The 22150-nt window shown below is 72.6% G+C and carries 22 protein-coding genes and 1 pseudogene; 16 read left to right on the top strand and 7 right to left on the bottom strand.

Annotated features, from left to right (window positions below):
• The first annotated feature begins 421 nt into the window (after window positions 1-421).
• The 6 genes from F6W97_RS01870 to F6W97_RS01845 are packed head-to-tail and all read left to right on the top strand — an operon-like array spanning window position 422 to window position 6520.
• Window positions 422-1483 carry an ABC transporter substrate-binding protein gene (locus F6W97_RS01870; protein ID WP_230686325.1) on the top strand — a complete coding sequence of 354 codons (1062 nt, stop codon included), beginning with the start codon at window positions 422-424 and terminating at the stop codon, window positions 1481-1483.
• On the top strand, window positions 1480-2319 hold the full coding sequence (locus F6W97_RS01865) for an ABC transporter permease (protein ID WP_155368334.1): 840 nt from the start codon (window positions 1480-1482) through the stop codon (window positions 2317-2319). The genes F6W97_RS01870 and F6W97_RS01865 overlap by 4 nt, the downstream gene beginning before the upstream one ends.
• A complete protein-coding gene (locus F6W97_RS01860) occupies window positions 2295-3032 on the top strand; it encodes an ABC transporter ATP-binding protein (RefSeq protein ID WP_155368333.1) in 738 nt (245 codons plus the stop codon). The genes F6W97_RS01865 and F6W97_RS01860 overlap by 25 nt, the downstream gene beginning before the upstream one ends.
• Window positions 3029-4366, top strand: coding sequence for an LLM class flavin-dependent oxidoreductase (locus F6W97_RS01855; protein WP_155368332.1), 1338 nt, complete (start codon window positions 3029-3031; stop codon window positions 4364-4366). Before F6W97_RS01860 ends, F6W97_RS01855 begins: the two co-directional genes overlap by 4 nt.
• A gap of 19 nt (window positions 4367-4385) precedes the next feature.
• Window positions 4386-5459 carry an aldo/keto reductase gene (locus tag F6W97_RS01850; protein WP_155368331.1) on the top strand — a complete coding sequence of 358 codons (1074 nt, stop codon included), beginning with the start codon at window positions 4386-4388 and terminating at the stop codon, window positions 5457-5459.
• Window positions 5456-6520, top strand: a complete 1065-nt coding sequence (locus tag F6W97_RS01845) for an LLM class flavin-dependent oxidoreductase (RefSeq protein ID WP_155368330.1) — start codon at window positions 5456-5458, stop codon at window positions 6518-6520. The genes F6W97_RS01850 and F6W97_RS01845 overlap by 4 nt, the downstream gene beginning before the upstream one ends.
• Before the next feature lie 11 nt (window positions 6521-6531).
• Here F6W97_RS01845 and F6W97_RS01840 read toward each other — a convergent pair whose 3' ends face one another.
• Complete coding sequence (locus F6W97_RS01840; RefSeq protein WP_230686396.1) at window positions 6532-6942, bottom strand: tautomerase family protein; 411 nt, start codon at window positions 6940-6942, stop codon at window positions 6532-6534.
• Between the two features lie 160 nt (window positions 6943-7102).
• Here F6W97_RS01840 and F6W97_RS01835 point away from each other — a divergent pair.
• Window positions 7103-7309: pseudogene (locus tag F6W97_RS01835) on the top strand (hypothetical protein); the annotation flags it as partial.
• Entirely contained in the window at window positions 7305-8522 is a 1218-nt protein-coding gene (locus F6W97_RS01830; RefSeq protein WP_155368327.1) for a cupin domain-containing protein, read from the top strand. The pseudogene F6W97_RS01835 and the gene F6W97_RS01830, both read left to right, overlap by 5 nt.
• A gap of 10 nt (window positions 8523-8532) precedes the next feature.
• Here F6W97_RS01830 and F6W97_RS01825 read toward each other — a convergent pair whose 3' ends face one another.
• Window positions 8533-8886, bottom strand: coding sequence for a UBP-type zinc finger domain-containing protein (locus F6W97_RS01825; protein WP_155368326.1), 354 nt, complete (start codon window positions 8884-8886; stop codon window positions 8533-8535).
• 133 nt (window positions 8887-9019) lie between these two features.
• On the opposite strand from F6W97_RS01825, the gene F6W97_RS01820 reads away from it, so the two are divergent.
• The 3 genes from F6W97_RS01820 to F6W97_RS01810 are packed head-to-tail and all read left to right on the top strand — an operon-like array spanning window position 9020 to window position 11712.
• Window positions 9020-9832, top strand: a complete 813-nt coding sequence (locus tag F6W97_RS01820) for an ABC transporter permease (protein ID WP_155368325.1) — start codon at window positions 9020-9022, stop codon at window positions 9830-9832.
• Between the two features lie 22 nt (window positions 9833-9854).
• A complete protein-coding gene (locus F6W97_RS01815; RefSeq protein WP_230686323.1) occupies window positions 9855-10907 on the top strand; it encodes a taurine ABC transporter substrate-binding protein in 1053 nt (350 codons plus the stop codon).
• The gene (locus tag F6W97_RS01810) at window positions 10891-11712 is read left to right on the top strand and encodes an ABC transporter ATP-binding protein (protein ID WP_155368324.1); all 822 of its coding nucleotides are present in this window, start codon (window positions 10891-10893) and stop codon (window positions 11710-11712) included. Before F6W97_RS01815 ends, F6W97_RS01810 begins: the two co-directional genes overlap by 17 nt.
• Here the strand turns inward: F6W97_RS01810 and F6W97_RS01805 are convergent, their stop codons facing one another.
• Window positions 11713-12783, bottom strand: coding sequence for an LLM class flavin-dependent oxidoreductase (locus tag F6W97_RS01805; protein WP_155368323.1), 1071 nt, complete (start codon window positions 12781-12783; stop codon window positions 11713-11715).
• A 236-nt stretch (window positions 12784-13019) separates the two neighbouring features.
• Between F6W97_RS01805 and F6W97_RS01800 the strand changes: the two genes are divergently transcribed.
• Window positions 13020-13346, top strand: coding sequence for a hypothetical protein (locus F6W97_RS01800; RefSeq protein WP_155368322.1), 327 nt, complete (start codon window positions 13020-13022; stop codon window positions 13344-13346).
• Between the two features lie 74 nt (window positions 13347-13420).
• On the opposite strand, the gene F6W97_RS01795 is transcribed toward F6W97_RS01800, so the two are convergent.
• Together F6W97_RS01795 and F6W97_RS01790 are read right to left on the bottom strand one after the other, a co-directional pair.
• Window positions 13421-14527, bottom strand: coding sequence for a DNA glycosylase AlkZ-like family protein (locus F6W97_RS01795; RefSeq protein WP_155368321.1), 1107 nt, complete (start codon window positions 14525-14527; stop codon window positions 13421-13423).
• A gap of 9 nt (window positions 14528-14536) precedes the next feature.
• On the bottom strand, window positions 14537-15178 hold the full coding sequence (locus F6W97_RS01790) for a TetR/AcrR family transcriptional regulator (protein ID WP_155368320.1): 642 nt from the start codon (window positions 15176-15178) through the stop codon (window positions 14537-14539).
• A gap of 109 nt (window positions 15179-15287) precedes the next feature.
• Between F6W97_RS01790 and F6W97_RS01785 the strand changes: the two genes are divergently transcribed.
• The 3 genes from F6W97_RS01785 to F6W97_RS41345 all read left to right on the top strand — a co-directional run bounded on the left by F6W97_RS01785 (window position 15288) and on the right by F6W97_RS41345 (window position 20964).
• A complete protein-coding gene (locus tag F6W97_RS01785) occupies window positions 15288-16556 on the top strand; it encodes an MFS transporter (protein WP_155368319.1) in 1269 nt (422 codons plus the stop codon).
• 26 nt (window positions 16557-16582) lie between these two features.
• Window positions 16583-18814: a glycoside hydrolase family 3 C-terminal domain-containing protein gene (locus F6W97_RS01780; RefSeq protein ID WP_155368318.1), complete on the top strand. Its 2232-nt coding sequence runs from the start codon at window positions 16583-16585 to the stop codon at window positions 18812-18814.
• Between the two features lie 155 nt (window positions 18815-18969).
• The gene (locus F6W97_RS41345; protein ID WP_155368317.1) at window positions 18970-20964 is read left to right on the top strand and encodes a sulfatase; all 1995 of its coding nucleotides are present in this window, start codon (window positions 18970-18972) and stop codon (window positions 20962-20964) included.
• A gap of 9 nt (window positions 20965-20973) precedes the next feature.
• Here F6W97_RS41345 and F6W97_RS01770 read toward each other — a convergent pair whose 3' ends face one another.
• Window positions 20974-21237 (bottom strand): GlsB/YeaQ/YmgE family stress response membrane protein, encoded by a 264-nt coding sequence (locus tag F6W97_RS01770; RefSeq protein ID WP_155368316.1) that lies wholly within the window; start codon window positions 21235-21237, stop codon window positions 20974-20976.
• A 150-nt stretch (window positions 21238-21387) separates the two neighbouring features.
• Between F6W97_RS01770 and F6W97_RS01765 the strand changes: the two genes are divergently transcribed.
• Window positions 21388-21651: a DUF2283 domain-containing protein gene (locus F6W97_RS01765; protein WP_230686322.1), complete on the top strand. Its 264-nt coding sequence runs from the start codon at window positions 21388-21390 to the stop codon at window positions 21649-21651.
• 51 nt (window positions 21652-21702) lie between these two features.
• On the opposite strand, the gene F6W97_RS01760 is transcribed toward F6W97_RS01765, so the two are convergent.
• Entirely contained in the window at window positions 21703-22146 is a 444-nt protein-coding gene (locus F6W97_RS01760) for a hypothetical protein (protein ID WP_155368315.1), read from the bottom strand.
• Window positions 22147-22150: the final 4 nt, after the last annotated feature.

Here is a 22150-nt window from a genome sequence, read left to right as displayed (position 1 = left end):
TCCGGCCGGGTGAGCACCCGGCCAGACACGGCCACTATTAACGAATCCCAATAAATGGAACTCCTATTTCGCAGATAGGAGATGTGGGATAACGTCTTGGCCATGACAAGCCGGCAGACCCCGCTCGACGCCACCGCAGTCGCGGTGTCGCGGGGCTGCTGCCGCTGCTGGACCACCGCCCGCGGCTGCTGCTGACCAGGCGGCCCACCCTCCCCTGGCGACGAAGCCGGTCGACGACCGGCTGCCGCTTCTCCGACCGACCCGGCCGCGCGCCATGCCGCGCCGCGCCCACCCCTGCCCGGCTGACGATCGACCGTCGGCTTCGCCCGGGTGGACCGCCATGTCCGCCATCGCCGAACCCCTCACCCCGGTGGATCCCGGCACGCTTCGCGTCCGGCGTCCGTCCACAAAGGAGTCTTCAGTGAAACCGCCACCCCTGGACCGCAGAACGTTCCTGTCCGCCGCTCTCGGCGCGGTCGCGCTGAGCCTGACCGCGTGCGCCCAGGAGGAGACGCCGGCCGAGGCGCTGGCCCTCACCGCGGCGCTGCCCGCGTCGGTGCCGAACGGCACCAAGCTCGTCGTCGGCGACAAGGAGCACCAGAAGGCGATCGAGTTCTCCGGCGAGGCCCGCAACCTGACGTTCGAGGTGGAGTGGGCCAACCTCAGCGGCGGCCCGCAGACCCTGGAGGCGTTCCGCGCCCGCGCGCTGGACATCGGCTCGGTCGCCGACATCCCCCCGATCCACTCCCACTGGACCGGCATCCCCACCAAGATCGTGGCCTCGAAGTTCCGCCAGGACCCGCTCAACCACGCCATCTACCGGCTGGGCATCGCACCCGGCGTCTCCGTCGCCTCGCTGGCCGACATCCGGGGACGGAAGGTGGCCTACAGCCCGGGGCAGGCGCAGGGCGCGCTGGTGCTGCGGGTGCTGCACAAGGCCGGGCTGACCAAGCAGGACGTCGAGCTGGTCGAGCTGCCCAGCACCGGCGACGTGTACGCCAACGCGCTCGCCAGCCGCCAGGTCGAGGTCGCCCCGATCGGCGGTGTGCAGGTCAAGCGCTACGAGACCAAGTACGGCAAGGACGGCGCGACGACGATCGCACACGGCCTGCGCGACGATCCCGGTCACCTGTACGCGCCGATCACCGTGCTGGCCGACCCGGCGAAGGCGGCCGCGATCCGCCAGTACGTGCAGGTGTGGGCGCGGGCCTGGCGCTGGCGGGAGGCCAACCCCGACGAGTGGATCGAGCGATACTACGTCAAGGACCAGGGGCTGACCGCCGAGGACGGCCGGTGGATCGTCGCCAACTCCGGGGTGGCCGACATCCCGCCCACCTGGACCGACGCGATCGTCCGGCACCAGGAGACCATCGACCTGCTCGCCAAGGAGACCGGCAACAAGCCGCTCAAGGCCGAGGACCTGTACGACCGGCGATACGAGACCGTCGCCGCCGACGCCCTCGCCGCCGGGGGTGCCCGATGACCGCCTCCGTGCTCGCCAGGCCGCGGACCTCGGCGGAGGCGCTGCCCGCCCGCAGGCCGCGGCGACGGCTCGGACCCGGCCGCGCCATCCCGTTCGGAGCCGCCCTCGGCCCGCTCCTGCTGCTGGCGCTGTGGGCGGTCGGCTCGGCGGCGGGCTGGCTCGACTCCCGGACCCTGTCCGCCCCCTGGACCGTCGTGACGACGGCGGGCGAACTCATCGCCGACGGCCGCCTGCAGGACAACCTCGCCGTCTCGGCCCAGCGGGCCGGTCTCGGCCTGGCCTTCGGGACCGTCATCGGCACCGTGCTCGCGCTGGTCTCCGGCCTCAGCCGGTGGGGCGAGGCGATCCTCGACGGACCGGTCCAGATCAAGCGGGCGATCCCGGGCGTCGCGCTGATCCCGCTGCTCGTGCTCTGGCTCGGCATCGGCGAGCAGATGAAGGTCACCACGATCGTGCTCGGCGTCTTCGTCCCCGTCTACATCCACACCCACAACGGGCTGCGCAGCATCGACAGCCGCTACGTCGAACTCGGCGAGTCGCTGCGGCTACGCCCGGCCGTGTTCCTGCGCCGGATCGTGCTGCCCGGTGCGCTGCCCGGCTTCCTGCTCGGGATGCGCTTCGCGGTCGTCGGCGCGTGGCTGTCGCTGGTGGTCGTCGAGCAGATCAACTCGACCAGCGGCATCGGCTACATGATGGATCTTGCCCGCCAGTACGGCCAGACCGACGTCATCATCGTCGGGCTCGTGCTCTACGGGCTGCTCGGGCTGCTGTCCGACGGCGCGGTGCGGCTCGCGCAGAGGAAGGCGCTGTCATGGCGACGCACGCTGGCGGACTGACCGGCACCCGCACGGTGCGCACCCGGGGACTGCAGCGGGGCTTCGGCGACCGCACCGTCCTGGACGGCCTCGACCTGGAGATCGGCGCGGGCGAGTTCGTGGCCCTGCTGGGCCGCAGCGGCTCGGGCAAGAGCACCCTGCTGCGCGCACTGGCGGGCCTGGACCGCGACGTGGCGGGCTCCGGCCTGATCGACGTGCCGGAGAAGTCCTCGGTCGTGTTCCAGGACGCCCGGTTGCTGCCCTGGCAGCGGGTGCTGGACAACGTCGTGCTGGGCCTGTCCGGGCCGGACGCGGCGCAGCGCGGCCGGGCCGCCCTGGCCGAGGTCGGGCTGGCCGGGCGCGAGCAGGCCTGGCCGCATCAGCTGTCCGGCGGCGAGCAGCAGCGGGTCGCGCTGGCCCGGGCACTGGTGTCCGAACCCGAGCTGCTGCTGGCCGACGAGCCCTTCGGCGCGCTGGACGCGCTGACCCGGCTGCGCATGCACGAGCTGCTGCGCGAGCTGTGCGTCCGGCACCGGCCCGCGGTCCTGCTCGTCACGCACGACGTCGACGAGGCGGTCACGCTCGCCGACCGGGTCCTGGTCGTCGACCAGGGCCGGATCACCGTCGACACCACGATCGACCTGCCGGCGCCCCGCTCGCACCGGCAGCCGCAGTTCCTGGCGTACCGGGAGTCGCTGCTGCGCGCGCTCGGCGTCGACCAGCAGAAGGGATGACCATGCTGCACCTCAACGCGTTCCTGATGGGCGTCGGCCACCACGAGGCCGCCTGGCGGCTGCCGGAGAGCGATCCGTTCGCGCAGACCGACGTCGAGCACTTCAAACGCCTGGCCCGCATCGCCGAGCGCGGCCGGCTCGACTCGCTGTTCCTCGCCGACAGCCCCGTGCTGTGGAACAGCATCGGACGGCGGCCGTCCGGCACCCTCGAACCGACCGTGCTGCTCACGGCACTGGCCGGGGCGACCGAGCACATCGGGCTGATCGCGACCGCCTCGACCACCTACAACGAGCCGTTCAACCTGGCCCGCCGATTCGCGTCGCTGGACCACATCAGCGGCGGCCGGGCCGGCTGGAACATCGTCACCACGGCCGGGGTGGACGCGGCCCGCAACTTCAACCTCGACGACCTGCCCTCCCACCGCGACCGGTACGAGCGGGCCGCCGAATTCGTCGACGTGTCGCTGAAGCTGTGGGACAGCTGGGACGACGGCGCGCCGCTGGGCGACAAGGACGGCGGGCGCTGGGGCGACGACACACTGCTCTACCCGGCCGCGCACGCGGGACGGCACTTCCGGGTGGCCGGCCCGCTCAACGTCCCGCGCTCGCCGCAGGGCCACCCGCTGCTGGTGCAGGCGGGGTCGTCGGAGGACGGCAAGGAACTGGCGGCCCGCTACGCCGAGGCGGTCTTCACCGCTCAGCAGACGCTCGCCGAGGCGCAGGCGTTCTACCGCGACCTCAAATGGCGCACCGCGCAGGCCGGGCGTGACCCGGACACGGTCAAGATCCTGCCGGGGATCGTGCCGGCGATCGGTTCCACCGAAGCCGAGGCGCAGGCGCTGGAGGCCGAACTGGACCGGCTGATCAAACCCGAGTACGCGCGGCGGCAGCTCGCCACCACGCTGCGGGTCGAGCCCGAAGACCTCGACCTGGACCGGGAGCTGCCCGCCGACCTGCCCGACGAGGACGAGATCGAGGGCGCCAAGAGCCGGTACACCCTGATCGTCACCCTCGCCCGGCGGGAGCGGCTGACCGTACGCCAGCTCATCGGCCGGCTGGGCGGCGGGCGGGGGCACCGCACCTTCGCCGGCACGCCGGAGCAGGTCGCCGACGCCATCGAGGAGTGGTACCGCAGCGGCGCCGCCGACGGGTTCAACATCATGCCGCCGGTGCTGCCGTCCGGGCTGGAGACGTTCGTCGACCACGTCGTGCCGATCCTGCAACGCCGCGGCCTGTTCCGCACCGAGTACACCGGGACCACCCTGCGCGACCACTACGGGCTGCCCCGTCCGGCCAACCGGTTCACCCGGCAGCACGCCGCAGCAGCCCACTGACCGAGAGAGGACCCCTGCCATGGTCGACCACCGGCCCTTCGGACGCACCGGCGTGCAGATCAGCTCGCTGACGCTCGGCGCGATGAACTTCGGACAGCGGGGCAACCCGGACCACGAGGACGGCATCCGGATCATCCACCGGGCGCTCGACGAGGGCATCAACGCCATCGACACCGCCGACGTCTACTCCCACGGCGAATCCGAGCAGATCGTGGGCAAGGCGCTGGCCGGCGGGCGGCGCGACGACGTCTTCCTCGCCACCAAGTTCCACGGCCAGGTCGGCGAGCACCCCCACCACCGGGGCAACTCCCGCCGCTGGATCTTCCGCGCGGTGGAGGACAGCCTGCGCCGGCTGGGCACCGACTGGATCGACCTGTACCAGGTGCACCGCCCGGAGCCGGAGACCGACTTCGACGAGACCCTGGGCGCGCTGTCCGACCTGGTGCGCCAGGGCAAGGTCCGCTACCTAGGCACGTCCACGTTCGAGCCGTCCGCCATCGTGGAGGGCCAGTGGACCGCGCAGCGGCGGGGCCGCGAACGGGTGGTCAGCGAGCAGCCGCCGTACTCGATCCTGGCCCGCGGGATCGAGCGCGAGGTGCTGCCGGTGGCCCAGCGGCACGGGCTGGCCGTGATCCCGTGGAGCCCGCTCGCCGGCGGCTGGCTGTCGGGCCGGCATCAGGCCGGGGTCGACGGCCCGGTCTCCCGGCGGGCCGACCGGTTCCCGGCCCGGTTCGACCCGGCGGTGCCCGCCAACGCGACCAAGCTGGCCGCCGTCGGCGAGCTGACCGCGCTGGCCGAGGAGGCCGGGCTGTCGCTGATCCACCTGGCGATCGCGTTCGTGCTGCAGCACCCGGCCGTCACCTCGGCGATCATCGGGCCGCGCACCCTGGCGCACCTGGAGTCGCAGCTCGGCGCGGCCAAGGTGACGCTGTCCCCGGAGGTGCTGGACCGCATCGACGCCATCGTTCCGCCCGGCACCACCCTCAACCCCGCCGACGCCGGCTACCAGCCGCCGTCGCTGGCCGACCCGGCGCACCGCCGCCGCGGCGGCTCCGCGCCGTCTCACCTCGCCGGCGCCAGGGAGGTCCGATGAGCAGCGAATTCCTCTGGTACATCCCCAACCAGGCCCGGCCCGGCCATCGCGGCGACGACGTCGTCGAGGACCACAACAGCCTGCAGACCCTGGTCGGCCAGGCGAAGGCGCTCGAGGAGCACGGCTGGGGCGGCGCGCTCATCGGCACCGGCTGGGGGCGGCCGGACACCTTCACCGTCGCCACCGCCCTGGCCACGCAGACCGCCACGTTCCAGCCGCTGATCGCGGTCCGGCCCGGCTACTGGCGACCGGCCCACTTCGCCTCCGCCGCCGCGACCCTGGACCATCTCACCGGCGGGCGCGTCCTGGTCAACATCGTGTCGGGCCAGGACAATCTCGCCGCGTACGGCGACACCGAAGGCGACCAGGCCCAGCGCTACGACCGTACCCGGGAGTTCCTCCGGATCGTGCGCCGGCTGTGGACCGAGGACCACGTGACCCACCACGGCGAGCACTTCAGTGTCACCGATGCCACCGTGGTGCCCCGCACGGTCGTGCGCGGCGACCGCAGGCACCCCCGGCTGTACTTCGGTGGCGCGTCGGAGGCCGCCGAGAAGGTGGCCGCCACCGACGCCGACGTCCAGCTCTTCTGGGGTGAACCGCGCGACGGCGTACGCGAGCGGATCGAGCGGCTCCGGCAGCTCGAACAGAAGCTCGGACGCGAGCATGCCCCGCTGGAGTTCGGGCTGCGGATCACCACGCTCGTCCGCGACACCACGGAGCAGGCCTGGGCCGACGCCGAAGCCAAGGTCGCGAAGATGGCCGAAGGGCAGGACCCCGCCGCGCACGACCCGCGCTGGCGGGCCGCCGTCGGCCAGCGGCGGCTGCTCGACCTCGCCGCGCGCGGGGAGGTGCTGGACGACAACCTGTACACCGCGCCCGGCCGGTTCGGCGGCGGCGGGGCGGGCACCACCTGGCTGGTGGGCTCGGCCGAGGACGTGGCGGCTTCGCTGCGCAAGTACCAGAAGCTGGGCATCACCCACTTCGTGCTCTCCGACACCCCCTACCTGCCGGAGATCAGACGCCAGGGCGACCAGCTGCTGCCGCTGCTGCGGGACTGATCGGCCGGGGCCTACTGGGCGGCGAGGGCGACCAGGTCCGCGAGGCGCACGATCTTCCCGCCCGCAGCCCAGGTGCCCTCGGGCTGCTCGTGGATGAGGACCCAGACGCGCTGTGCGTCGGCGTCGGTCAGCCCCGCCGCGTCCAGCACCGCGGTCGTGATCTCGGCGACCAGGCCAGCCTTGCGGCGCTCGGACAGCGCGCCGACCGGGACGGTGATCTCCACGCGGAACCGGGGCGCGTCGTCCTCGGCGGTGGTCTGCGCCCCGGCGGGCAGTTCGTGCAGGTAGGTCCAGGCCAGGCTGCGGAAGAGCGCGTTGTCGGGCGCGCCCTCCCAGCGCAGCAGCACCGCGGCCAGGGTCTTCTGGATGCTTTCGCGGCCTGCGGGCGTCAGCGCGCCGGTCGGCGCGGTCAGCTGGATCATGGGCACGAGGGACTCCTGAGGTGTGCACGACGCGCGGTCTACGACACGTGCCATGGTGCCAGTTCGGCAGGGAGCCGGGCGCGCCCGGCCGCCGACGTTTAGGGCGTCGCGGTCGTGGAAAAGATCAGCCTGTTGGCGGCAGACCACCGGGAGGCACGGCATGAGCATCAACGATGACGACCTGACGACCACGGGCACACCTGGCACCGAGGGTCCGGACGACGCCGGAGCGGGCGAGAAGGTCGACCCGAGCGAGCACGACGGCGGGGCCGACGGCGGGGCGGTCGACCTGGAGGGCCCCCTGGACGCCGGGGCCGACGACGCGGTCGACTCGGCCGAGCACGACGGCGGAGCGGACGGCGGTGCCTGACCGGTACGACCAAGGCGCAGCGTCCGGCCCTGACGGGTCGGCGCTGCGCCGCTGTGTGGGTGACCCCGCGGAGTTCGAGCAGGAACACTGGGGCGTACGCCCGCTGCTGCGTCGCACGGGCCGCCACGACGACCTGTTCGACCTCGCCGCCGTGGACGAGCTGCTCAGCGAACGCGGCCTGCGCACGCCCTTTCTACGTATCGCCGATGCGGGGGCCGTGGTGCCCGCGCGGAACTTCACCGGCGGGGCGGGGTTGGGCGCCGAGGTGTCCGACCAGGTCCGCGACGACAGGGTCCTGGCCCAGCTCGCCGCGGGCGCCACGCTGATCTTCCAGGGGCTGCACCGGATCTGGCCGCCGTTGCAGGCCTTCTGCCTCGACCTGGCCCGCGAGCTGGGCTGCGCGGTACAGGCCAACGCCTACCTCACCCCCGCCGGGAACCAGGGCTTCGCCACCCACTACGACACCCACGACGTGTTCGTGCTGCAGGTGTCCGGCGTCAAGCACTGGCAGGTGCACGAGCCCGTGTACCCCGACCCGCTGGAACGCCAGCCGTGGGGTGGTCACGCCGACGAGGTCGCCGCGTCGGCCACCGGCGCGCCGTACCTCGACCACGTGCTGGACGAGGGCGACGTGCTGTACCTGCCGCGCGGCTGGCTGCACGCCGCGGCCGCCGTCGACCGGACCAGCCTGCACATCACCCTGGGGCTGCGCCGGCCCACCCGCTACAGCCTCGTCGAGGCGCTGCTCGGCCTGGCCGCCGATGACCCGCAGCTGCGGGCCGGCCTGCCGCTGGGCCTGGACCTGACCGATCCGGCCGCTCTCGCACCCCACCTCGCCGCCACCGTGCAGGCGCTGCAGGACGCGGCCGCCAAGGCAGACCCCGACGACGTCGCCCGCCGGCTACGCGCCGGCCAGTGGACCGCCCACCGTCCGGGCCCGATCCGCCCGGTGGCGCAGGCCGCGTACGCCGACGCGCTCACCGCCGACAGCCGCGTGCGGCCGCGCCCCGGCCTGCGCCTCGTGCGCGAGCAGGGGCGGATAGAGCTCGCCGACCGGACCATCGGCTACCCGTCCGAATGCGACCCAGCCGTGCAGGTGCTGCTGGACGGTCCTGCCGTCCGCGTAGGCGACCTGCCCGGTCTGGACGAGCAGTCGCAGCTGGTGCTCGTGCGGCGGCTGCTGCGCGAGGCGGTCATGGTGCCTGCCTGACCCTGACCTGTCACGGGTTGAGTCGGAACCGCCAGTCCGCGGGCACCCGGCCGCGTGGTCCGGGCACGGGCTGATCGAGGGGATGATGCAGCGGCGGCGCGAGCACCGGCCCGTGCATGAACGAGTCCGTCCGGTAGTCCCAGAACCAGTCCTCGCCCGGTTCGAAACTGCGGATGACGGGGTGCCCGGTCGCCTTGGCGTGCGCCGTGGCATGTTGAGCCGGGGAGTTGTCGCAGCATCCGATGTGACCGCAGGACGCGCAGCGTCTCAGGTGCAGCCACCAGCCGCCGACCTCCTCGCACTCCACACATCCCGTGCCGCTCGGCGGCACGCTCGGATCGATGACTGTTTCGTCATATTTCATAGCTGACCCACCCAGCGCGGCGGCATGCACGGCCACCGCACCCTCAGCATGTCAGGGCCGTCGCCCTGCCGCAGGCCGTCCCACTATGTAATTCCTACTTGACCGATAGGATTAGTGGGGGCAGGCTCGGCGCGTGCCCGATGCCCTCGCCGCCAGCCGCCCCGCCATACGCCGCGCCGCCCTGCGCGCCGGGGCCGTGGTGCTGCTCGTCGCCGCTTGGTGGGCGGTCGCCGCGGCCGAGATCTGGCCGCCGGTGTTCGTCCCGTCGCCGCAGTCGGTGTGGCAGCAGTTCCTGGCGACGTCCGGGCTGGCCGACACCGCGCAGACCGGCTGGGCCGGCTACTCCCTCGGCGAGCACCTGTGGGCGAGCCTGCGCCGCATGGCGCTCGGCTGCGCGTACGGCATCGGCGGCGGCCTGGTGCTCGGCCTGCTGATCGGGCTCGTCCCGGCCGCGGACACCGTCCTCGGCCCTGCCGTGACCTTCCTGCGCACGCTGCCGCCGCTGGCCTACCTGAGCCTGCTGGTCATCTGGTTCGGCATCGACGAGGCGCCGAAGGTGTGGCTGTTGATGCTCGCCGCGCTGCCGCCGGTGGCCGTCGCGACCGCGGACGCGGTGCGCGGCGTGCCCGCCGACTACCTGCACGCGGCCCGCTCACTGGGCACCGGGCGCGCGTTGCTGCCGTGGCGGGTGCTGCTGCCGGCCGCCGCACCCGAGATCCTCACCGGCATCAGGCTGGCGGTCGGCGTCGCGTACACCACCGTGGTGGCCGCCGAGACCGTCAACGGCGTGCCGGGCATCGGCGGCATGATCCGCGACGCCCAGCGCTACAACCAGACCGACGTCGTGGTGCTCGGCATCATCCTGATCGGACTGTCCGGCCTGACCTTCGACGGCCTCCTCCAGCTCGCCCAGCGCCGGCTCACCCCCTGGCGCGGGCGTGTCTAGTCCCCGCAACGAGAGGAACCCCGTGAACCGTCCCATCGACCGCCGCCGCCTGCTGCTGGGCGCCTTGGGCCTGGCCGCCGCCCCGGCGCTGGCCGCCTGCACCGGCGACGCCGACCCCGCCCCCGCGGGCAGCGGCGGCGCGCCCGGGCAACTGCGCATCGGCTACCAGCTCATCCCCAACGGCGACCTGATCGTCAAGGATCTGGGCTGGCTGGAGGCCGCGCTGCCGGGCACGAAGGTGGTGTGGAGCAAGTTCGACTCCGGCGGCGACGTCAACACCGCGATCCTCGCCGGCAGCCTGGACATCGGCCTGGCCGGCAGCAGCCCGGTCGCCCGGGGTCTGGCCGCGCCGCTGAACATCCCGTACGCCGTGCCGTGGATCTTCGATGTGATCGGCGACAACGAGTCGCTCGTGGTCAAGCCGGGCATCGCCGACCTGGCCGGGCTGGCCGGCAAGAAGGTCGCCACCCCGTTCTCGTCCACGGCGCACTACAGCCTGCTGGCGGCGCTGGCCGGGGCCGGCGTGCCCGGCTCCAGCGTGAAGATCATCGACCTGGAGCCGCCCGAGATCCAGGCCGCCTGGCAGCGCGGCGACATCGACGGCGCGTACGTCTGGACGCCCGTGCTGGCCGAACTGCGCAAGACCGGCAAGGTGCTGATCACCAGCCGCGAGCTGGCCGGCAAGGGCAAGCTGACCGCCGACCTGGCCGTGGTGCGCACCGCGTTCGCCCAGCAGTACCCGCAGGTCCTCAAGACGTGGATCCAGCAGCAGGACCGTGCCGTCAAGCTGGTCCGCAGCGACAAGACCGCCGCCGCCCAGGCCATCAGCCGCCAGCTCAACATCGACGCCGACGAGGCCGGCGCGCAGCTGTCCGAACTGGTCCTGCTCGACGCCGCCGAGCAGGCCGGACCCGACTACCTGGGCACCCCGGCCGCGCCCGGCAAGCTGGCCGAGAACCTGCACAACGCGGCCCAGTTCCTGGTCGAGCAGGGCAAGCTGCCCGCCGCCCCGGGCCTCGACGCGTACCGCAAGGGCCTGGCCGTCCAGGCGCTGGCCGATGCCGGCGCAGCCTGACCTGGCGGCCGGTCCCGACAGCGCCATCGCGGCCGCGGTGGCGCTGTCGGGCGTCCGGCACGAGTACCGCTCCGGCGGCCGGCGCATGCTCGCACTCGACGGGATCGACCTGCGGCTGTCCGCCGGTGAGTCGCTGGCCGTGGTCGGGCCGTCCGGCTGCGGCAAGAGCACGCTGCTGCGCATGATCGCCGGGTTCCTGCGCCCGTCCCACGGTGAGATCACCGTGGGCGGCGAGCCGGTGACCCGGCCCGGCCCCGACCGGGGCGTGGTCTTCCAGCAGCCGCGGCTGTTCCCGTGGCTGTCCGTGCACGGCAACGTCGCGTACGGGCTCAGGGAGGCTGGCGTGCCCCGGCGGGCCCGCCGCGAGCGGGTCGAGCAGCTGCTGGACCTCGTCGGCCTGGCCGACGTCGGCGCGTTGCGACCCTACGAGCTGTCCGGCGGCATGCAGCAGCGCGCGGCGATCGCCCGCGCGCTGGCTCCCGATCCGAAGATCCTGCTGCTCGACGAGCCGTTCGCGGCGCTGGACGCGCTGACCCGCGAGCGGCTGCAGGAGGAGCTGCGCGGCATCTGGCAGCGCACCGGCAAGACGCTGATGCTGGTCACCCACAGCGTCGACGAGGCGGTGCTGCTGGGCAGCCGGATCGTCGTGCTCAGCCCGCGGCCGGGGACCGTCGTGCTGGACGAGACGTCGGCGCTGGCCCGCGACGACCATGCGCGCGAGTCGCCGGAGTTCGCCGCGCTGCGGGCACGCGTCCTGGCCGCGGTACGAACGCCCGGCGCCTTGCACGGCACCGGTGACAGCTGATCAGGCGGTGCGCACGAGCGGCAGCACGTGCTCGCCGACCCGGCGGGCCTCCTCCAGGTGCGGCCACGCGGACAGGATGAACTCGTCGACACCGAGGGCGGCGTACTCGCTGATCCGCTCGGCGACCTCGGCGTAGCTGCCGACCAGTGCGGTGCCCGCGCCCTCGCGGACCAGGCCCACCCCGGCCCACAGGTTCGGCGCGATGACCAGGCTGTCCGCCTGTCCGCCGTGCAGGGCCGCCATCCGGGCCTGGCCGACCGAGTCCATCCGGGCGAACCGCTGCTGGGCGGCGGCGATGCGTGCGGGGTCCATACCCGACAGCAGCCGGTCGGCCTCGGCCCAGGCCTGCTCGGCGGTGGGCCGGGCGATGACGTGGATCCGCAGGCCCAGGCGCAGGGTGCGGCCGTTCTCGGCGGCCAGTGCGCGCATCCGGGCGGCCCGCTCACCGATCGCGGCGGGCGGCTCGCCCCACATCAGGTACACGTCGGACAGGCGGGCGGCGACCTGCTCGGCGGCCGGGGAGGCGCCGCCGAAGTAGATCGGCGGAGCGGGGTCCAGCGCCCGGCCGAAGCCACCGGCCTCGACGCGGTAGTGGTCGCCCTGGTAGTCGAACTTCTCCCCCGCCCAGCACCGCCGGATGACCTCCAGGCACTCCGCGGTGCGGCTGTAGCGCTCGCCGTGGTCGAGGAAGTCGCCGTACGCGCGCTGCTCGGCGCCGTCGCCGCCGGTGACGGCGTTGAGGGCCAGCCGCCCGCCGGACAGCGCCTGGAACGCCTCGGCCTGCTGCGCGACCAGCGTCGGCAGCGCGAACCCGGTCCGGAAGGCGACGAGCAGCTTGAGCCGCTCGGTGTGCTGGGCGACCGCGGCGCACACGATCCACGGGTCCGGGCAGGCCGCGCCGACCGGGGTCAGTGCGGCGGTGAAGCCGGACTGCTCGGCGGCGCGGGCGACGTCGGCGAGGTAGCCGATCGACGCCGTGCGGGCGTGCCGTGCGGCACCGGCCGCGACGGTGGCCGAGCCGACCTCGGTGCCGTCGCCCGAGGTGGGCAGGAACCAGTGGAACTGCGTCATCGGTGCTCTCCTCGCCTACCGGCCGGGTCATTCCTACATTTCCGACCGGCCTGCTAGCTTAAGCCCTCGCCGGCGCACACGGAAGATCGCCTGCCGCCTGTCCTGGAACAGTCGATTCCACCCTCCCATCGAAGCCGCCCAACCTATCTTGACCTGGTCTTTTACTGAAACGATCTCGATCCCCCCACGGGCTGAATAGGGTGAATGGTGCACTCACTGTCCACAAGGGGGAAGCAATGACGAGCACCGGCGGATACGGTGACAGCTCGCTCGATCCCGAAGAGCGCGCCCGCAGAGCGCGGGAAGAGGCGGCCGCGAAGGGCAATCAGTACCAGCAGAACGTGCCGCCGAAGACCGGCGACCAGGTCCGCCGGACGACCCCGCCGCCGCAGCCGCAGAAGTCGGGCATGCCGCGATGGCTGCTGCCGCTCATCCTGGCGCTGGTCGTGCTGGCCCTGCTGTGGTGGCTGCTGGCTTCGTGCGGATCGAATGAACCCGCGCCTTCGCCCACGCCGACGCCGACCGCCACGAGCTTCCTGCCGACGCCCACCGGCACCCCGTAGACCAGGCCGGGTCGCAGCCATGGTGACCGAGGACGCGGCGGCCGTCGTCCGGCCAGGACCACGGCCGCCGCGACTCAGTCGAGCGGGCGATCCAGATTCAGTTCGAGCCATGCTGCCAAGCCCGCGATCTCGCGGTCGACAGCGGCCGTCATCGCCTTGGTGAACGGCACGTCCTGGTGGACCGCGTCGACGCGCAGCACTCCGGCCCGCCGGTCAGCGGTGGCGTCGAGCTTGCCGACCAGACGGTCGCCGTGCAGGATCGGCATGGCCCAGTAGCCCCACCGGCGTTTGGCCACGGGCTTGTACATCTCCAGCTGGTACTCGAACTCGAACAGCTCGGTCATCCGCTTGCGGTCGAAGACCAGCCGGTCCAGCGGTGACAGCAACGCGGTCCGGCCGCTGAAAGACCTGCCGAGTTGCGCCGGATCGACCCGCCATCTCCCGCGCAGACCCTCGATCACGGCAGGTTCACCGGCCTCGGCCACGTCGACCGGCTCGACGGCCTGCTGCGCGCTGCTGCTCCGGGCGACGCCCAGCGAACGCAGGCGCCGCTCGCCGCGGATCCGCGCCGCCTCGCCCGCCTCGACCACCCGGTCATCGGGGAAGATGCGCTCCGCCAGGTCCCACAGCCGCTCCCGGCCGTCACGGCCGGCGACGGCGACCTCGCCCCGCGCCTCCATCAGCTCGAGCATCTTGAGCACGTTGCGGTCGTTGCTCCAACCGCTCGACGGCCACCGCAGCTCGCACGTGTCGGGCAGCTCCCGAGCCGGCAGCGGCCCGTCGGAACGCAGACGGCGCATGATGTCCAGCCGGCAGCCACGGTTGGCCTCGACCCAGTCGCGCCGGTATTCGTGCCACTCGGGCAACTCACCACGGCCGGGCCAGTCCGCCATGTCGGCGCGGTAGAGCGACAGGTCCGCCGCGGGCCGGATCATGCCCTGCAGCTCCAGCAGCGCCTGGTCACCCAGCGCGGCTGCCAGGTCCGCGGGCCGGAAGGCGTCGCCGAGCCGCGACCACAGCACCAGTTCCGCGCTGGGCGCGACAGCGGCGGTCTGGTCGGCCTGCAGCATCGTCAGCTGCCGTACGACGTCGAGCAGCGAGGACGGCCGGGGCCGGTCGAGCAGCTGGGCGCGTACAGCGATGCGGCGCGCCTCGGCGCGGGTCAGCTCATGGACCACCACGGGTCGAGCCTAGGACAGCCCTGTGACGTCCTGGTCGGCGAAGAGCACCTGCGCGGCGTCCTCCCAGGCCTGCACGAGGTCGTTGGTCCGCGGGGCGCGCAGCCACTGGATCTGCAACCCGTCCATCATCGCCACGAGCTGGCGGGCCAGCGCGTGGGGTTCGTCGGTGACGTCCTTGGCGAGCGCGGTGAACACGGCGAGGATGTGCTCCTGGCGGGCGGCGAAGTAGTCGTGGGCCGGGTGGCTCGGCGCGAGCGACTCGGCCTCCAGCACGGCGAACAGCCGTACGATCTCGGGCTGCCCGGCGTTGCGGCGCACCAGCGCGGCGCACATCTGCCGCAGGCTCACGCCTGGCGGCAGCTCGCCGCCGGTCCAGGGGGCGGCGAGGTCGGCGACGCCCAGCAGCTCGGCGAGCGAGCGGGCGTCCTCGGCGTCGCGGTGTTCGAGCACGGCGACGAGCAGGCCGTCCTTGGAGCCGACGTGGTGCAGCAGCCCGGGGACGGTCAGCCCGCAGCGGTCGGCGACGTCCTGCATGGACAGGCCCCAGAAGCCGCGTTCGGCGATGAGCTGGGTGGTCGCCTCCATGATCTGGCGGCGGCGCTGGGCCGCGGGCAGGCGGGCGCGGTCCCGCCGGTAGGCCGGCTCGGTCATGGTCACGCCACCTTTCGCTGGGGAGCCTCTTGCCGCGGCGCGGCGCAGGCCCTATGTTACAGCCCAGTTACTACCTACTAGGTACTAGGTAAAGCTGGAAGAGGCCCCGATGACGACGAAGTCACCCGCCGCACCCCTCGTGCCGCAGACCGCGCCGGTCCGGCCCGCCCTCACCGGGCCGCTGCGCCGGCTGCTGATCTGGACGTTCCCCGCCAACATCGGCATGTACCTGCTGTGGGGCGCGATCCCCGGCATCCTGCTGCCGCTGCAGGTCGCCGCCGTCGACGAGGACGCGAAAGCGGCCAACCTCGCCGTCGTCGCCACCATCGGCGCGCTCGCCGCGATGCTGGCCCAGCCGCTGGCCGGGGCGATCTCCGACCGCACCCGCTCCCGCTTCGGGCGGCGCGGACCGTGGATCGTCGCAGGGGCGCTCACCGGCGGCCTCGCGCTGGTCGGCCTGGCCTCGGCGAACACCCTCGTGCAGATCACCTTCGCCTGGACCGTCACCCAGATCGTGTACAACTTCGCGCAGGGCCCCCTGGCCGCGGTCATGCCCGACCGGGTGCCGCCCGCCAACCGGGGCGTCTTCTCCGCGGTGACCGGCACCGGCCTGATGCTCGGCGCGCTCGGCGGCCAGGTCATCGCCACCCGGTTCGCCGACGACCTGCCCGCCGGCTACCTGACCTTCGCGGGCCTGGCCCTGGTGGCGCTCACGCTGTTCGTGGTCTTCAACCCCGACCGGGACAACCGGGACACCCCGCGGCGGCCGTTCTCGCTGCGCTCGATCGTCGACAGCTACTGGTTCGACCCGCGCCGCCACCCCGACCTGGGCTGGGCGTTCCTCGGCCGGCTGCTGCTCTACCTCGGTTACTTCATCGTGGTCAACTACCAGCTCTACATCCTGCAGGACCGGGTCGGGCTCGGCGACGCGGCGATCGACTACGTGCCGGTGGTCGGCGTCGCCTCGCTCGGCGGCACCGTGCTGGCCACCGTCGTGTCCGGCCCGCTGTCCGACCGGCTCGGCCGCCGCCGGATCTTCGTGTACGCCTCCGCGGCCATGCTCGCCACCGCCCTGCTGCTGCCGTGGATCTGGCCCACCAAGCCCGGCATGCTCGCCTTCGCGCTGCTGTCCGGCCTCGGCTTCGGCGTCTTCCAGGCCGTCGACACCGCGCTCATCACTGAGGTGCTGCCCGCCGAGCAGGACTTCGGCAAGGACGTCGGCGTGGTCAACATCGCCGCCACGCTCCCCCAGGTGCTCGCCCCGGCCGCCGCCGGCGCGATCGTCGCCGCCGCCGGGTACGCCCCGCTGTTCCCCGTCGGCATCGCACTGGTGCTGCTCGGCGCCCTCGCCGTAGTGCCGATCAAATCCGTTCGCTGACCGCGTCCACCCCCGGAAGGAATCCCATGACCACCGACGCAGGATCGTCCCGCCTCACCACCGCCGAGCAGGCGGCGCTCACCAGCGGCGGCGACTTCTGGCACACCGCCGCCGTCGCCGACCTGCCGCAGATCATGCTGACCGACGGGCCGCACGGCGTACGCAAGCAGGTCTCCGGCGCCGACCACGGCGGCCTGCTGGCCAGCGAGCCCGCGACCTGTTTCCCGCCCGCGGTGGCGCTCGGCTCCACCTGGGACCCCGAGCTGGTCCACCGCGTCGGCGCCGCGCTCGGCGACGAGTCCCGCGCCATGGGGGTGTCGGTGCTGCTCGGCCCCGGCATCAACCTCAAGCGCAGCCCGCTCGGCGGCCGCAACTTCGAGTACTACGCCGAGGACCCGCTGCTCACCGGCGTGCTCGCCACCGAGTGGGTACGCGGGCTGCAGAGCCGGGGCGTCGGCGCGTCGCTCAAGCACTTCGCGGTCAACAGCCAGGAGACCGACCGGATGCGGGTCAGCGCCGACGTCGACGAGCGCACCTTGCGCGAGATGTACCTGCGCGCCTTCCAGCGGGTCGTGCAGCAGGCCCAGCCGTGGACCGTGATGTGCTCCTACAACCGCATCAACGGTGTGCACGCCTCCCAGGACCACTGGCTGCTCACCCGGGTGCTGCGCGACGAGTGGGGCTTCGAGGGGCTGGTCGTGTCCGACTGGGGCGCGGTCGTGGACCGGGTCGCGGCGGTACGCGCGGGACTCGACCTGACCATGCCCGGCTCCGACGACGCCGGTGACGACGCGCTGGTGCGGGCCGTGGCCGACGGCACGCTGGACCCGGCGGCGCTGGACACCTCGGCCGCCCGGGTCCGCGCGCTGGTCGAGCGGGCGGTCGCGGCCCTGGACCCGGCGGCCACCTACGACACCGACGCCCACCACGCGCTGGCCCGCGAAGCCGCCGGACGCGGCATAGTGCTGCTCAAGAACGACGGCGGACTGCTGCCGCTGCCCCGGCACGACGTCACGATCGCCGTCATCGGCGAGCACGCCCGCACCCCGCGCTTCCAGGGCGGCGGCAGCTCGCAGATGAACCCGACCCGCCTCGACAGCGCGCTGACCGAGATCACCGCGCTGGCCGGCGGGCCGGTGAGATTCGCCGCCGGGTACGCCCCCGACGGCACCGCCGACGAGCAGCTGACCGCCGAGGCCGTGGAGACCGCCCGGACCGCCGACGTGGCCGTGGTGTTCATCGGCACCGCACAGGAGACCGAGGGCGCCGACCGGGACACCCTGGAACTGCCCGCCGCGCAGCTCGCGCTCGTCGCCCGGGTCGTCGCGGCCAACCCGTGCACCGTCGTGGTGATGTCGCACGGCGCGGTCGTGCTCACCAGCCCGTGGGACCGCGACGTGCCCGCTCTGGTCGAGGGCTGGCTGCTCGGCCAGGCCGGCGGCGGAGCCGTCGCCGACGTGCTCTTCGGCGTCGTCAACCCGTCCGGGCGGCTCACCGAGACGATCCCGCTGCGGCTCGCGCACCACCCGTCCCACCTGGACTTCCCGGGTGAGGCCAGCCACGTGCGCTACGGCGAGGGCATCCACGTCGGCTACCGCGGCTTCGACGCCCGCGAGCAGGAGGTCGCGTACCCGTTCGGCTTCGGCCTGTCCTACACCGCCTTCGCGTACGGCGACGCCACCGCGACGGCCGTCGACGGCGGGATCGAGGTGCGCGTCCCGGTGACCAACACCGGCGGGCGGGACGGGCGCGAGGTCGTGCAGGTGTACGCGAGCCTGCCCGGCTCGGCCGTGCGCCGCGCGCCCCGGGAGCTGAAGGGCTTCGCCCACGTCGCGATCGCGGCCGGGCAGACGGCCGACGTGGTGGTCCGGATCGCCCGCGACGACCTCGCCCACTGGGACCCGCGCCTGCGCCGGTGGGCCGTCGAGGGCGGCGAGTACCTGCTCGCCGTCGGCGCGTCCTCGCGTGACCTGCGCACCTCCGCCACCGTGGCGGTCGACGGCGACGACACCCGGGTGCCGCTGACGGCCGAGTCGACGCTCGGCGAGTGGCTGGCCGACCCGAGAGGCGGTCAGGTGCTGGGGCAGGCGTTCGCCGCGGCGGCGGCCCAGGGCGGTGGCGGCCTCGCCGGCATGGCCGCCGACCCGCAGATCTTCATGTTCCTCAGCGGGGTGCCGCTGAGCCGGATGGCGGCGTTCCCGGACAGCCCGTTCACCGCCGAGGCGGTCGCGCAGCTGGTCGCGGCAGCCAACTCCTGACCGGCGGCGGCGTCGGCGGGCTGCGCCACGGCCCGCCGACGCCGTTAACATTCTGCTCACATATTTATATTTGTCGCTCATTGACGGCGGAATCCACCGGCTATAGCGTCCCCTGCGCGGCATCGCCGAACGGCCGCGGAAACGGGGGCAGGGCCATGTCCGACGCGACGATCGACAGGCGTGCCGTCCTGCGCGGGCTGGGCGCCGCCGGGCTCGGCGCCACCGCCGCCTGGGCCGCCGGAGCGGACGCCGCCGGGGCCGCGACCCCGCCGAACGTCATCGTCGTGCTCATCGACGACCTCGCCCGCCGCGAGCTGGGCTGCTACGGCAACACGTTCAACGAGACGCCGCACATGGACCGGCTGGCCGCCGACGGCACCCGCTTCACCCACGGGTACGCCGCCGCGCCGGTCTGCTCGCCGACCCGCGCCAGCATCATGACCGGCCAGTATCCGGCCCGGGTGGGCATCACCGAGTTCCTCGGCCCGTCCGGTGACGACTACCTGCCGACGAGCTTCCGGACTCTGCCCGCAACCCTGCGCGACGCCGGCTACCGCACCTGCCTCATCGGCAAGTGGCACCAGACCGAGACCTACACCGGCCCGGTCCGCGACCGGCCCGGCAATCCCTGGTCGCACGGGTTCACCGACGTCATCGCCTCCGAGCAGAAGTACATCGCCGGCGGCGACTACTTCTACCCGTACTTCATGCTGCCCGACCTGCCGCAGCGCAAGCCGAACGAGTACCTCACCGACCGGCTCAACCTGGAGGCGGTCGACTTCATCACCGCCGCCCACCAGCAGGGCACGCCGTTCTACCTGCAACTGGCGCACTACGCCACGCACACGACCCTGGCGGCCCCGCAGGCGCTGGTCGACAAGTACGCGGCGAAACCCGGCGCGGGCGACAAGGGCCGCAGCCCCGTGCTGGCCGCGATGCTGGAGGTCATCGACGACGGCGTCGGCGCGATCCGGGCGACGCTGAACCAGCTCGGCATCGCCGGCAACACGGTCATCCTGCTGCTGTCTGACAACGGCGGCGACGGTGGCGTCGCGACCAGCACCCCGTTCCGCGGCGCCAAGGCCAGCCTGTACGAGGGCGGCGTGCGGGTGCCGATGATGGCGTACCACCCGGCCGGACCGTCCGGGCGCGTGGTCGACACCCCCTTCAGCACCGTCGACTTCATGCCGACGCTGCTCGACACGACCGGCGTGGCCCGGCCCGCCGGTGTGCGGTTCGACGGCGTGAGCTTCGCCGGTCTGCTCACCGGCGGCGCCGCGCCCCAGCGCGACACGCTGTTCTGGGTGTATCCGCACTGGCACAACCCCGGCTCGCCGTCCGCCTCGGTGCGTCGCGGCAACCACAAGCTGCTTCGCTACCTGCACGACAACCGCACCGAGCTGTACGACCTGGCGGCCGACCCGAGTGAGACGACGAACCTGGCCGCGACGCTGCCCGCCAAGACCCAGGAACTGCAGGCGGCGCTCGACGCGCACCTGCGCGACGTCGACTTCTTCCCGCCCGAGCCCTCCCCCGCCAACCTGCCGACGGTCGTCGCCGAGTACGAGTTCGACAGCGGGCTGGGCGGGTTCACGGTGCTGGCCCCGGCCCCCGAGGCACGGCCCGGCACGGTGGCGGCGGGCGGCGGCGTGCTGACCGTCGCGGCTGGCGGGGCGGCGGCGTACGCGCTCTTGCGCTCCGACGTGGCCGCGACGCACACCGACGTCGCGGCCATCGTCAGCCAGCGCTCCTACGCCAACTCCGCCACGACCAACCAGGACACCCTGTTCGCGGGCCTGGTCAAGGACGCGAACAACTACGCCCTGGTCTGGTACAACCACAAACTCAAGCGCACGGGCTGGGACGTGCGGGTCGGCGGCACGCTGAACACCGAGCGCGTCACCCAGCTCGACGGGAACATCAACTACCCGGGAGCGAACGCGCGGCTGGCCTGCGTCCTGCACGACGACCAGCTCACCGCGTACGCGATCGGCAACAACGGCATCTGGCAGTACCTGTTCACCGCCGACGTCGGCCGCTACATCCGGCTGGACAACGCCGCCGTACGCGCCACGTACCGCTACGGCTTCGGCGTCCGCGTCGACGGGGGCACGCTCACCGTCGAGCGGTTCGCCGTACGCCGCCGCTGACCGGGGCGCTCAGCGCGCGCGGCGCCCCTGCACTGCGCCCCAGATCAGCAGCACGACGATCGCCCCGAGCACCGACCCGATCAGACCAGAAGGGCGCAGGGCCAGACCGTCCCCGCTCAGGAGGCTGGCTCCCAGCCCGCCGACGAAGGACCCGATGAGCCCGGCGGCCACTGCCTGTGGCCAGCGGACATCGCGGAAACTGCCACCGCGCACGATCAACCACGCCAGCCAGCCGACCAGGAATCCCCACACCAAGATCGCAAGAATCAGCACGTTGCACACCCTTCACGTCGGCAGGCGGTCAAGCCCCGACGCGCGAGACATCGGGATTCCAGTGTCTCGTACGTATTTGTGATGTTATGCACGAATCAGCAAGACCTGCCGCTCACCGGAGACACCCTGGCCCATGCCAGCCTGATGTCCATGTACCTGAAGGCGCGAATCCCGCTGGTCTGCACCTACGACAGCGAAGCCGACGCGGCATACGTCTACCTCGATCACCCCATCGCGGCCGCGGCGGTCAAACAGATGATCCCGTTCGACCCCGCGGACGGCATGTTCATCCTGGATGCCGACGCCGAGGGCCACATTCTCGGCGTGGAGATCCTCGGTGCCCGCGAACATCTACCGCCCGCCCTCCTGCAGGCGATCCTTGACAGCGGCCAGGATCACGAGCAAGAAGACTGATGATCATCCAGCCGAGCGCGGCGGATCAACCGACCGGCAACCGCCCACGCATCACATGGATCCCGAAGCGGATCCGGCTGCCATGTCCGGCTCCAGCGAGGCGGTGCTCGGCTTGGCGTTGGCCGCAGCACCGCACCATAAGGCGATGACACATACGAAGAAGTTGGCCATACCGGTCAACACTCGGACCTCATGGCGACCGGAGGTGAAAGCCAGCACCACCGCCACGACGACAGAGACGATCATGAGGGCGTTCGACCAGTAGGGAGATCTGCCCGCTTTGTCACCGAGCTGGAAGCCCTGACCTCGCACCTCAAGGTATGGGTGGCACAGGAGGACCCCGATACAGATCGTCCCTGCGACGGCCATCGCGTGGCCGTAGGCCAGCCACGTCGGAAGCGTTGCCAGGTAGCCCAGGCCGATCAGGGCGAATCCGATCATGACAAGGCCGGCAGCCACTCGACTGACCAGGACCATGCCTCTGCTGCGGTTCACGGTG

The organism is Catellatospora vulcania, assembly GCF_009720385.1.
GTDB lineage: Bacteria > Actinomycetota > Actinomycetes > Mycobacteriales > Micromonosporaceae > Catellatospora > Catellatospora vulcania.
This window is presented reverse-complemented; position numbering and strand designations above follow the sequence as displayed.

Excerpts from the sequence above, each read along its gene's own strand:
- F6W97_RS01840 (WP_230686396.1), bottom strand. The coding sequence starts at position 6,942 with ATGATCCAGCTGACCGCGCCGACCGGCGCGCTGACGCCCGCAGGCCGC.
- F6W97_RS01805 (WP_155368323.1), bottom strand. The coding sequence starts at position 12,783 with ATGACGCAGTTCCACTGGTTCCTGCCCACCTCGGGCGACGGCACCGAG.
- F6W97_RS01800 (WP_155368322.1), top strand. The coding sequence starts at position 13,020 with ATGACGAGCACCGGCGGATACGGTGACAGCTCGCTCGATCCCGAAGAG.
- F6W97_RS01850 (WP_155368331.1), top strand. The coding sequence starts at position 4,386 with ATGGTCGACCACCGGCCCTTCGGACGCACCGGCGTGCAGATCAGCTCG.
- F6W97_RS41345 (WP_155368317.1), top strand. The coding sequence starts at position 18,970 with ATGTCCGACGCGACGATCGACAGGCGTGCCGTCCTGCGCGGGCTGGGC.
- F6W97_RS01780 (WP_155368318.1), top strand. The coding sequence starts at position 16,583 with ATGACCACCGACGCAGGATCGTCCCGCCTCACCACCGCCGAGCAGGCG.
- F6W97_RS01765 (WP_230686322.1), top strand. The coding sequence starts at position 21,388 with ATGTACCTGAAGGCGCGAATCCCGCTGGTCTGCACCTACGACAGCGAA.
- F6W97_RS01785 (WP_155368319.1), top strand. The coding sequence starts at position 15,288 with ATGACGACGAAGTCACCCGCCGCACCCCTCGTGCCGCAGACCGCGCCG.
- F6W97_RS01825 (WP_155368326.1), bottom strand. The coding sequence starts at position 8,886 with ATGAAATATGACGAAACAGTCATCGATCCGAGCGTGCCGCCGAGCGGC.
- F6W97_RS01865 (WP_155368334.1), top strand. The coding sequence starts at position 1,480 with ATGACCGCCTCCGTGCTCGCCAGGCCGCGGACCTCGGCGGAGGCGCTG.
- F6W97_RS01855 (WP_155368332.1), top strand. The coding sequence starts at position 3,029 with ATGACCATGCTGCACCTCAACGCGTTCCTGATGGGCGTCGGCCACCAC.
- F6W97_RS01810 (WP_155368324.1), top strand. The coding sequence starts at position 10,891 with ATGCCGGCGCAGCCTGACCTGGCGGCCGGTCCCGACAGCGCCATCGCG.
- F6W97_RS01860 (WP_155368333.1), top strand. The coding sequence starts at position 2,295 with ATGGCGACGCACGCTGGCGGACTGACCGGCACCCGCACGGTGCGCACC.
- F6W97_RS01845 (WP_155368330.1), top strand. The coding sequence starts at position 5,456 with ATGAGCAGCGAATTCCTCTGGTACATCCCCAACCAGGCCCGGCCCGGC.
- F6W97_RS01790 (WP_155368320.1), bottom strand. The coding sequence starts at position 15,178 with ATGACCGAGCCGGCCTACCGGCGGGACCGCGCCCGCCTGCCCGCGGCC.